This window comes from Mesorhizobium sp. Primo-A (genome assembly GCF_003997175.1).
Classification (GTDB): domain Bacteria; phylum Pseudomonadota; class Alphaproteobacteria; order Rhizobiales; family Rhizobiaceae; genus Mesorhizobium; species Mesorhizobium ciceri.
This window is the reverse complement of sequence record NZ_RZTG01000002.1, coordinates 446,798-457,659: the sequence shown is the minus strand read 5'-3', so window position 1 is coordinate 457,659 and position 10,862 is coordinate 446,798. Positions and strand designations below refer to the sequence as shown.

Here is a 10,862-nt window from a genome sequence, read left to right as displayed (position 1 = left end):
CCTAGCCCCCGTAAACCAGCCCCTGCGGGTCGATCTCCGGCTTGCGGCCCGAAACGAGGTCGGCGAGGAATTTTCCCGAACCGCAGGCCATCGTCCAGCCGACATGGCCGTGGCCGGTGTCGAGATAGAGATTCTTGTAGCGCGCCTGGCCGATGACCGGCACCGAGTTCGGCATCATCGGGCGCAGACCCGCCCAGAACACAGCCCTCTTCTCGTCGAAGGCACCCGGGAAAAGATCCTTGCCGGTGCTGATGATCGTCTTGAAATCGGCGGGCTTGAAAGTGCGGTCGAAGCCGGTGAATTCGGCCGTCGAGGACATCCGCAAGCGGTTGCCCAGCCTTGAATAGCCGATCAGCCGGTCCTCGTCGGCGCCGCCCATGGTCGGTCCCCTGCTTTCGTCCTCCAGGGGAATCGTCGCGGTATAGCCTTTTACCGGATAGACAGGCAGGTCGATGCCGTAACGGCGCCCGAGCAGGCCGCTTTCCGGCCCCATCGAGATGACAACCGCATCGCCGGCGACCGGGCCGGCCGAAGTCATCACCGCGCGCACCCGGTCGCCCTCGATGTCGAGGCCTTCGACTGTCGTGCCGAACAGGAATTCGACGCCGAGCTTCTCGGCCGCATAGGCGGCCAGCCTGTCGACAAACTGCTTGGAATCTCCGGTCTGGTCGGTTGGCGAATAGACGCCGCCGGCAATCTTGTCCTTGACGCCGGCAAGGCCGGGTTCCAGCTCGACCAGCCGGTCGCGGCCGACGATTTCGATCGGCAGGCCGTGCTTGGCAAGATAACGGTAATTGTCGGTGCCGGTGTCGAGGCTCTTTTGCGAGCGGAAGAAATAGAGAATGCCCTTCTTGCGCTCGTCGTAATGGATGCCGGTCGCTTCCGAAAGCGCATTGATGCAGTCGCGCGAATAGAGCGCGAGCCTGAGCTTGATGTCGGTGTTGGCGCGCAGGCGCGCCACCGTGCACTGGCGCAGGAAACGCAGGCTCCAGGCGAGGAAATAGGGATCGAGGCGCAACCTGACCTTGATGCCGAGATCATGGTTGTAGAGCCCGCGCAGGAAGGTCTTCAAAGCCGCCGGCGAGGCCCAGGCGGTGGCGTCACCCGGTGACACCAGGCCGGCATTGGACTGGCTGGTGCCTTGTGCCGCCGCCGGATGGCGCTCGATCACCGTCACCTCATGGCCGTCGCTGGCCAGATAATAGGCGGCCGCCGTACCGACGACACCGGCCCCGAGCACCGTTATTTTCATGCCATCCCCCCAAGATCTCCTCGCGGCGCCGCGCGTCCGCGCCTTGCCGCGAACGCCTTCAATAGCGCTTCACTGCCCGGCTTGCGAGCCCTTGGGAGAACCCGGCTCAGCCGCGCGCGGAGTTCTTGCCGGTCAGGATGCGCTCCCAGGCGAGCGCATCGGCGACGATCTGGTCGAGATCGTCGCGTTGCGGGGTCCAGCCGAGCTCGGCGCGGGCGAGATCCGAATTGGCGACAACCGCCGCGGCGTCGCCAGGGCGGCGATCACCCATCTTCACCTCGAAATCATGGCCAAAGGCGCGGCGCACGCTGTCGATGACCTCCAGCACCGAATAGCCATGGCTGTAGCCGCAATTGGCGACGAGGCTCTGTCCCCCGGCGCGCAGCCGCTGCAAAGCCAGGCGATGCGCCGCCGCCAGGTCGCTGACATGGATGTAGTCGCGCATGCAGGTGCCGTCCGGCGTAGGATAATCGGTGCCGAACACCTGCATGAACGGCCGCTTGCCGAGTGCCGTCTCGCAGGCGACCTTGATCAGATGGGTTGCGCCCGGCGTCGACTGGCCGGTGCGGCCCTTCGGGTCGGCGCCGGCGACGTTGAAGTAGCGCAGCGCCGTATAGCGCAGGCCATGCGCGATCGACGCGTCGCGCAGCATCCACTCACTCATCAGCTTGGACAGGCCATAGGGCGATTCCGGCGCCAGGCGGGCGTCCTCGCGCACCGGCTCCAGCCCGGCGCCGCCGTAGACGGCGGCGGTCGAGGAAAAGATGAAATTGGGCACGCCTTCGCGCACCGCGGTTTCGATCAGCGTGCGCGTCTTCGAGGTGTTGTTCTCATAATAGCCGAGCGGGTCGGCGACCGATTCCGGAACCACGATCGAGCCGGCGAAATGAATGATCGCGTCGACCTTGTTCTCCCTGATGACCGCGCCGACCAATTCCTTGTCGGCGACATCGCCGACGACCAGCTTGGCCTCCGGCGCCACTGCCCATTCGAAACCGGTGGAAAGACGGTCGAGAACGACCACGCTTTCGCCGGCATCCAGCAGCTCCCAGACCATATGGCTGCCGATGTAACCGGCGCCGCCTGTCACCAAAACTGTCATCCGCGTCCTCGCTTATCCAAGATTTATCGGAAACTGTCTCAACCCCGCTCTACTGGAAAGCCCGCCGCATGGCCATTGGAACCCCCTGGTAACCGGCATTGCCGGCCAGTGGCATTGTCCTGAAACAAAGTTCATCCACATCAAGGGAATAGGCCACGATCCGCGGTCGTTAGGAACAGGTCCGGGGCGTGGCATTTTGACCAAAAAGGCCAGGTGGACGACCAACGGGCCAATGATTATGATCCCGCGCAAAAATTGGGAAGTCGACATGAACTATCAGCGGTTCTTCGAGGAAGCGATCGACCAGCTCCATGCCGAGCGTCGCTACCGCGTTTTCGCCGACCTCGAGCGGATCGCGGGCAAGTTCCCGCGCGCCATCTGGCGTTCCAATGGCCGTGCCGAGGAAATCACCGTCTGGTGCTCCAACGACTATCTCGGCATGGGCCAGCATCCCGACGTCATCGCCGCGTTCCAGAATACCGCTGGCAAGATGGGTTCGGGCGCCGGCGGCACCCGCAACATTTCCGGCACCTCGAACCCGCTGGTCGAGCTTGAGGTGGAGCTTGCCGATCTGCACGACAAGGAAGCGGCACTGGTCTTCACCTCCGGTTTCGTCTCCAACGAGGCCTCGATCTCGACCATCGCGAAGCTTTTGCCCAACTGCCTGATCATCTCGGACGAATTGAACCACGCCTCGATGATCGAAGGCGTGCGGCGTTCCGGCGCCGAAAAGAAGATCTTCCGCCACAATGACGTGGCGCATCTGGAAAGCCTTTTGCAGGCGGCGGGGCGCGAACGTGCCAAGCTGATCGTCTTCGAAAGCGTCTATTCGATGGATGGCGACATCGCGCCGATCAAAGAGATCGTCGAACTCGCCGAGCGCTACAACGCCATGACCTATATCGACGAGGTCCATGCCGTTGGTATGTACGGGCCGCGCGGCGGCGGCATCACCGAGCGCGAAGGCCTGGCCGACCGCATCGACATCATCGAAGGCACGCTGGCCAAGGCATTCGGCACGCTGGGCGGCTACATCACCGGCACCAGCGCTGTGATCGACGCCGTGCGCTCCTATGCGCCGGGCTTCATCTTCACCACGGCACTGCCGCCGGCGATCGCTGCCGCCGCGGCCGCTTCGATCCGCCATCTCAAGCGCTCGCAGGCCGAGCGCGACGCCCAGCAGCAGCAGGCCGCGAGAACCAAACACATCCTGTCGGCCGCCGGCCTGCCGGTGATGGATTCGCCGACGCACATCGTGCCGCTGCTGGTCGGCGATCCCGAGGCCTGCAAGATGGCCAGCGACCGCCTGCTCGGCGTGCACGGCATCTACATCCAGCCGATCAACTACCCGACCGTGCCGCGCGGCACCGAGCGGCTGCGCATCACGCCAACGCCGTTCCATTCCGATGCGCTGATCGCCGAATTGCAGGATGCGCTGGTCGAGACCTGGGATGCGCTCGGTATCCCCTACGGCTCCGCCGGTCGGCCTTCGGTGGCCAAGAGCGACCGCATCATTCCATTGCTGGTGCCCAAGTCAGGCGGCTGATGCCGTTTGGAACTCTACTCCGGCGGCCATCTGGCTCGCCGGAGCGATTTCAATTCGGGCTTCGTCAGCGGCTCAGGCGTTCTTCATCCACTTCGCCAGCCGGTGTGCCGCTTCCTCGATCTGGTCGAGACGGCGGTGGAAGCACAGCCGCAAAAACGCCTCGCCGCCGGGGCCGAAAGCGGTGCCTGGCGCCAGGCCGACATTGGCCTTGTCGACGATGTCGAAGGCAGCGGTGCGTGAATCGGTGATGCCCTCGACGGTGAAAAACAGATAGAACGCGCCCTGCGGCACCGTAAACCCAGCGCGGCCGGTGGCGCCGAGGATGCCGCAGACAAGGTCGCGCGCCTTGCGCGCCCGCTCCACCTGTTCGGCGACGAAGGCGTCGCCCTCGTCAAGGGCGGCGACCGCACCGCGCTGCATGAACTGGGCGACGCCGGAGCTCGAATACTGGATCAGGTTCTCGAACACCTGCTGCAAGCTCGGATGCGTCTTGATCCAGCCGACGCGCCAGCCGGTCATCGCCCAGTTCTTGGAAAAGGAGTTGACGTACAGGATACGGTCTTCCGCCGACGCTATGTCGAGGAAGGACGGCGCGCGGCCGTGGCCGTAGTGGAACAGTGAATAGATCTCGTCGGCGATGATCCAGAGGTTTTTCGCGCGCGCCAGAGCGAGGATCGCCTGCAAGGTCTCGTGATCGGCGGTCCAGCCGGTCGGATTCGACGGCGTGTTGATGAACAGCGCCTTTGTGCGCGGCGTGATCGAAGCGGCGATCTTCTCGACGTCGCAGGACCAGCCATTGCCGGAATGATCGAGCGTGACCGCGACTGGAACGGCTCCCGCTATCCCTGCTGCGGCATCGAAATTCGGCCAGGCCGGCGACAGGTAGACCACCTCGTCGCCGGCGCCGGCGAGCGCGTCGAGCGCCAGCTGGATGGCATGCATGCCGGAGCCGGTGACGATGAATTCTTCCTCCGGGAAATTCTTGCCGAAATGCCTGGCATAGTAACGGGAGAGTGCCTGCCTGAGATCGGGGATGCCCCTTTGCCAGGTGTAGAATGTCTCGCCGCCGGCCAGCGCCTTCGACGCGGCATCGGTGATGAAGGCTGGCGTCGGCAGGTCGCCTTCGCCGGCCCAGAGCGGAATCATGCCTTCGCGCAGGCGGCCGTAATTGACGACGGCGACAATGCCACTTTCGGGTGCCGCACGGGCCTCGGTGCGCAAGCTGTCGATCAGGGTCATGGGCGGATCCGTTTTTGGTCTGCGGTTTTCGTCAGCGGTCCTTACCAGATGCGAAAACAGAAAACCCCGGCCGCCAACGACCGGGGTTTTGGTCCAGCAATGCTGCCCGTGGTCAGCGCCTGGCGAGCAGATCGCGAATTTCGGTGAGCAGCGCGACGTCGGCTGGCGGCGGAGCCGCCGGTGCAGCGGGCTTCTCGCGCTCAAGCCGCTTGCGCATGTTGTTCACCGCCTTGACCATCAGGAAAATGATGAAAGCGAGGATGAGGAAGTTCAACGCGACAGTGATGAAGCTGCCGTAGGCAAAGACCGCGCCTTGCTTCTTGGCGTCGGCCAGCGAGGTGGCGTTGACGGCCGAGGAGAGGCCAAGGAAATAATTGTTGAAGTCCAAGCCGCCGAAAATCGCGCCGACGATCGGCATGATGATATCGTTAACAAGGGAATCGACGATCTTGCCGAAGGCCGCGCCGATGATGACGCCGACCGCAAGGTCCATCACATTGCCCTTGGAAATAAATTCCTGGAATTCTTTCAGCATTCGACCCTCCTTGTCGTGACTGGCCGAGCTGCCGTTTCCGTCCTTGCGGCATCGACCTGAGGCAACATAACAAAAACCTCCTGACGCAACATGGGTAAAAGGGAGAAAACAACCGCTTTCTCCTTACCTTACGGCACTTTGGGCGGCAGCTCTGCCGAATTTGACGCGTTGCGTACAAGGGCGTGAAATTTCATATCCCCGCGATGCAAATCGACACAGATGCCGCCGAATCACTGCAAAACGACCACGCTGGACCAGATTGCCGCCGAGCACGGCATGGGCCCCTGGTTGTTGACGCGAGCGATCAATCGCTCTTTGCAAGGTTTCCCGCATTGACGGCACGGCAAAGCCAGCATTGAATTTCTGGAAATTATAGGCGTTTTCGCCTATAATGTTCTCATGAACATGCTCGAAACCATCAGCATTGATGTTTATCCGTGGGCGGCTCCAACAAAGGAGCAGCGCGCTTGGTTTGACGCGCTTTCGCCCGACGAGAAGCGGAAAGCGATTCAGGCGGCGATCAACGAAGGTTTTGAGAGCCCGGTCAGCGAAAAGTCGATCGACGACATTATTCGGGAAGCGCGTGCCGAACTCCCGCATGCGCCATAGGATAACGCATCGCGCCGAACGCGATCTGAAAGACATTTACCGACACACCTTCGAAAACTTCGGCCACACTCAGGCCGAAAAGTACCTGCGCGAACTCGACGCGGTGTTTGAGTTGCTCGGCGACTATCCGAGTATGGGCCGGCTCTATGAAGGCAGGACCCATCAGTTCGTCCACGGCAAGCACATCATCCTCTATCGCATGGGTTTGGAGGAGGTCGTCATTGGCCGTATTTTCCACGGCGCTCAGCGGCGATCTTCACCATAACGACACCGACGCGCCGCCCTGATAGCCGTCCTGCACAGCTCTGCAATGGACTCGGACGCCAAGCTGTGGTTGCGTCCGGGCAAGCCGGATAGAAAGACGGCAGAGGAGGAAAGTCCAAGCGTGCAGGGCTTGTTCATCGTCATCATCGCGGTCGCCTATGTGACGCTGCTGTTTGCCATCGCCAGCCTCGGCGACCGCCGCTCGGCCATCTCCGAGCCGAGCCGGGGGCGGCCTTTCATCTATGCGCTCAGCCTCGCGATCTACTGCACATCCTGGACTTTCTTCGGCTCGGTCGGTCTCTCTTCCGAACGCGGCCTCGAATTCCTCGGCATCTATACGGGCCCGGTGCTCGTCTTCGTCTTCGGCTTCCCGCTGCTCAACCGTATCGTGCGGCTGGCCAAGACCGAGAAGATCACCTCGATCGCTGATTTCCTCGGCGCACGCTACGGCAAGAGTTTCACCGTCGCGGCGATCGCCACGCTGATCGCCACCATCGGCGCGGTGCCCTATATCGCGCTGCAGTTGAAGGCGATATCCGGTTCGGTCAGCCTGATGGTCGAGCACTATACGGGATCGCCGCCTTCGTTCGATCCCTTCGTCAGCGACATCTCGCTGGTCGTCGCCATGCTGTTGGCGCTGTTCGCGGTGCTGTTTGGAACCCGTCACGCCGACGCCACCGAACACCAGGACGGACTGGTGCTGGCGGTGGCGGTCGAAACCGTCGTCAAGCTCGCCGCCTTCCTGGCGATCGGCCTGATGGTCACCTTCCTGATCTTCGGCGGCCCGGGCGACATGTTCGACAAGCTCGCCGAGAACGCGCAGGTCCGGCAGGCGATGAGCTACAACACCTCGCTCGCCACCTGGCTGGTGCTGACGTGCCTGAGCGGCTTTGCCATCATCATGCTGCCGCGGCAGTTCTACGTCACCATCGTCGAAAACCGCGGCGAGGCCGAACTGCGCACCGCGACATGGGTGTTCCCGCTCTACCTCGTGGCGATCAACCTGTTCGTGCTGCCGATCGCCTTCGCCGGCCTGTCGCTGGTCGGCACCGGAACCAGCAGCGATCTCTATGTGCTGTCGCTGCCCCTGTTCAGCGGCCATGATGTGCTGGCGATGGCGGCTTTCATCGGCGGCCTGTCGGCGGCGACGGCGATGGTGATCGTCGAAAGCGTGGCGCTGTCGATCATGATCTCCAACGATCTCGTCATTCCGCTGTTCGTGCGCCGCCTGCTCAAGACCTCGACCTCCGAGACCGAGGACTGGTCGACGCTGATCCTTAATGTGCGGCGCGGGGCGATCTTCATCCTGTTGTTCATCGCCTTCCTCTATTACCGCGAGAGCACCAACAGCGCGCGCCTGTCGTCGATCGGCCTGATGTCGTTCGCGGCCATCGCCCAGTTCGCCCCCGCCCTGATCGGCGGGCTGATCTGGCGCGGCGCCAACGGCCGGGGTGCGGCACTCGGCATGGTCGCCGGCATCCTCGTCTGGGGCTACACACTGCTCCTGCCGTCGCTTGCCGCGGCCGATACCGGCATCATCGTGCACGGGCTGTTCGGCTTCGAGGCGCTGCGGCCGCAGGCCCTGTTCGGCACCGTCGCCGAACCGCTGAACCACGGCGTGTTGTGGAGCCTGTCGATCAATGCGGTGTTTTTCGTGCTTGGCTCGCTGTCGCGCGCGTCGGTGCCGCTGGAACGCATCCAGGCGTCGATCTTCGTGCCGCGCGATGCCGGCCCGATGCCCAGCCTGCGCCGTTTCCGCACCGCCATCACCGTCAACGACCTGAAGGACACGATCGGGCGCTATCTCGGCGTCGAGCGCACCGAGCGCTCTTTCCAGTCGTTCGAAAAGACCAACGGAACCTCGCTGCACGGCAACGAACAGGCGAGCATGGACGTCATCCGCTTTTCCGAGCAGCTGCTGGCCAGCGCCGTCGGCTCCTCCTCGGCACGGCTGATCCTGTCGCTGCTGTTTCGGCGCCACGACCGCGAATCCCGAGATGCCTTCCGCTTGCTCGACGACGCCACCGAGGCGCTGCAGCACAACCGCGACCTCTTGCAGATCGCGCTCGACCAGATGGAACAGGGCATCACCGTCTTCGATCGCGATTTCCGCCTGATCTGCTGGAACCGCCAGTACCGGGCGCTGTTCGACCTGCCCGACGAGATGGGCCAGGTCGGCGTCTCGCTCGACCGCATCCTGCGCCATCTCGCCGAGCGCGGCGACATTCCCGCCGATCAGCGTGTGGCCATGCTCAACCGGCTGACCAGCTTCGTCAGCCCGTGGCAGATGGAGCTGAAAACCTCGGGCCGCATCCTGGAACTGCGCTCCAACCCGATGCCGGACGGCGGCATCGTCGCCACCTATGCCGACATTTCCGGGCGCGTCGAGCAGGATCTTGCGCTGAAAAGGGCCAATGAATCGCTGGAGCAGCGGGTCAAGACGCGCACCATCGAGCTGACCCGGGTCAATGAGGAACTGGCGCAGGCACAGATGCTGGCCGAGGAGGCCAATCTCGGCAAGACGCGCTTCCTCGCCGCCGCCGGCCACGACATCCTGCAGCCGCTGAACGCCGCCCGGCTCTATTGCTCCTCGCTGATCGAGAAGGCCGGCAAGGGACCTGCCGGCAAGGCGGCCGTGAACATCGAATCCTCGCTGGAATCCGTCGAGACCATTCTCGGCGCCGTGCTCGACATCTCCCGCCTCGATGCCGGCGCGATGAAGCCGGATGACACCGCCTTCAACCTCGACGGATTGCTGCGCCAGATCGGCAACGACTTCCGGCCGCTGGCCGCCGAAAAGAAGCTCGAGCTGACCATCATGCCGTCATCGCTGACGGTGACGACGGACCGCAATTTGCTGCGCCGCCTGATCCAGAATCTCGTCTCCAACGCCATCAAATACACGCGCCGCGGCCGCGTGCTGGTTGGCGTCAGGCGGCGCGGCGAATTGGCCGAGATCCAGGTGATCGACACCGGCATCGGCATCGCCGGCGACAAGCTGAACACCGTCTTTCGCGAATTCACCCGGCTCGACGAGGGCGCGCGCGAGGCCGAGGGCCTCGGTCTCGGCCTCTCCATCGTCGACCGCATCGCCCGGGTGTTGCGCCTGGAGATCCGCATCTTTTCCAGTCCGGGCAAGGGCACGCGATTCTCCGTTATCCTGCCCGTCGCGGCCGTGCAGGCACGACGCGAGATCGAAGCCAGGGCTCCCGCCCGCGCGACAGCCTCGCTGGCCGGTCTGCACGTGCTGTGCATCGACAACGACGCCCGCATCCTCGAAGGCATGCGGCTCCTGCTCGAAGGCTGGGGTTGCAACGTCGACACCGCGTCCGGTTCAAAGGATCTGGAGACCGCGAAGATACATCGCCCGGACATCGTCCTTGCCGACTACCATCTCGACGGCGAAACCGGCCTCGAACTCGTCGTCAGGCTGCGTGCGATCCATGGCGACACCCTGCCGGCCGTGCTGGTCACCGCCGACCGCTCCAACGAGGTGCGCACGACCGCCGGCGGGCTCGAGATTGCGGTGATCAACAAACCGCTCAAACCAGCGGTACTGCGCTCGATGATGGCCAGGGTCAGGCCGCTGGCGCCGGCGGCGGAATAGGGGTCTAACCCGCCGGCTGCAGCGGGTCGCTGCCGATCTTGGACAGCAGGATCACCGCCTGGGTGCGGCTGTCGACGCCGAGCTTCTGCAGGATGGCGGAGACATGCGCCTTGATGGTGGCCTCGGAGACGCCGAGTTCATAGGCGATCTGCTTGTTGAGCAGGCCCTCGGCCAGCATGCCGAGCACCCGGGTCTGCTGCGGCGTCAACGCCTGCAGCCGCTTGATCAGGTCGGATATTTCAGGGTCGCGCTCGATGCCGAGATCGACGCCGACGGGTGCTGCAATATCGCCGGCAAGCACCGATTGCACGGCGCTGCGGATTTCTTCCATGCTGGCCGATTTGGAGATGAAGCCGGAAGCGCCGAGGTCGAGCGCCCGCCTGATGGTCGCCGGATCGTCATGCGCCGACACCACGACCAGCGGCACCGCCGGATGGATGCCACGCAGCGAGATCAGGCCGGAGAGGCCGCTGGCGCCCGGCATCGACAGGTCGAGCAGCACCAGATCGACGTCCTCGTTGGCCACGACCAGCGCCTTGGCGCTCTCGAAATCGCCGGCTTCATGGATGGCGGCGACATTGCCGATGCCGGCGAGCGCTTCGCGCAGCGCACCGCGAAACAGCGGGTGATCGTCGGCGATGACGAAAGAATAGCCTGCCGGCAAATGTCCCTCCCCGAATCCCCGATGATTTTTGGCTTTTCGGGTTC

The 10,862-nt window shown here is 63.7% G+C and carries 9 protein-coding genes; 4 read left to right on the top strand and 5 right to left on the bottom strand.

Annotated elements, in window-relative coordinates:
* Position 1 precedes the first annotated feature (1 nt).
* Together EOC83_RS04935 and galE are read right to left on the bottom strand one after the other, a co-directional pair.
* The gene (locus EOC83_RS04935) at positions 2-1,252 is read right to left on the bottom strand and encodes a D-amino acid dehydrogenase (protein ID WP_063170029.1); all 1,251 of its coding nucleotides are present in this window, start codon (positions 1,250-1,252) and stop codon (positions 2-4) included.
* Between the two features lie 106 nt (positions 1,253-1,358).
* On the bottom strand, positions 1,359-2,354 hold the full coding sequence (gene galE, locus EOC83_RS04930; protein WP_063170028.1) for a UDP-glucose 4-epimerase GalE: 996 nt from the start codon (positions 2,352-2,354) through the stop codon (positions 1,359-1,361).
* A gap of 268 nt (positions 2,355-2,622) precedes the next feature.
* Between galE and hemA the strand changes: the two genes are divergently transcribed.
* On the top strand, positions 2,623-3,900 hold the full coding sequence (hemA, locus tag EOC83_RS04925) for a 5-aminolevulinate synthase (protein ID WP_063170463.1): 1,278 nt from the start codon (positions 2,623-2,625) through the stop codon (positions 3,898-3,900).
* Positions 3,901-3,972: 72 nt separating this feature from the next.
* On the opposite strand, the gene EOC83_RS04920 is transcribed toward hemA, so the two are convergent.
* Positions 3,973-5,139, bottom strand: coding sequence for a pyridoxal phosphate-dependent aminotransferase (locus tag EOC83_RS04920; RefSeq protein WP_013533609.1), 1,167 nt, complete (start codon positions 5,137-5,139; stop codon positions 3,973-3,975).
* A gap of 112 nt (positions 5,140-5,251) precedes the next feature.
* On the bottom strand, positions 5,252-5,674 hold the full coding sequence (gene mscL, locus EOC83_RS04915; protein WP_013533610.1) for a large conductance mechanosensitive channel protein MscL: 423 nt from the start codon (positions 5,672-5,674) through the stop codon (positions 5,252-5,254).
* Between the two features lie 399 nt (positions 5,675-6,073).
* Between mscL and EOC83_RS04910 the strand changes: the two genes are divergently transcribed.
* The 3 genes from EOC83_RS04910 to EOC83_RS04900 all read left to right on the top strand — a co-directional run bounded on the left by EOC83_RS04910 (position 6,074) and on the right by EOC83_RS04900 (position 10,154).
* Positions 6,074-6,283, top strand: coding sequence for a hypothetical protein (locus tag EOC83_RS04910; protein ID WP_024503137.1), 210 nt, complete (start codon positions 6,074-6,076; stop codon positions 6,281-6,283).
* Positions 6,273-6,548, top strand: a complete 276-nt coding sequence (locus tag EOC83_RS04905; protein WP_013533612.1) for a type II toxin-antitoxin system RelE/ParE family toxin — start codon at positions 6,273-6,275, stop codon at positions 6,546-6,548. The genes EOC83_RS04910 and EOC83_RS04905 overlap by 11 nt, the downstream gene beginning before the upstream one ends.
* A 120-nt stretch (positions 6,549-6,668) precedes the next feature.
* Positions 6,669-10,154: a PAS domain-containing hybrid sensor histidine kinase/response regulator gene (locus EOC83_RS04900; RefSeq protein WP_063170462.1), complete on the top strand. Its 3,486-nt coding sequence runs from the start codon at positions 6,669-6,671 to the stop codon at positions 10,152-10,154.
* A gap of 4 nt (positions 10,155-10,158) precedes the next feature.
* On the opposite strand, the gene EOC83_RS04895 is transcribed toward EOC83_RS04900, so the two are convergent.
* Positions 10,159-10,818 carry a response regulator transcription factor gene (locus tag EOC83_RS04895; RefSeq protein WP_024503139.1) on the bottom strand — a complete coding sequence of 220 codons (660 nt, stop codon included), beginning with the start codon at positions 10,816-10,818 and terminating at the stop codon, positions 10,159-10,161.
* Positions 10,819-10,862: the final 44 nt, after the last annotated feature.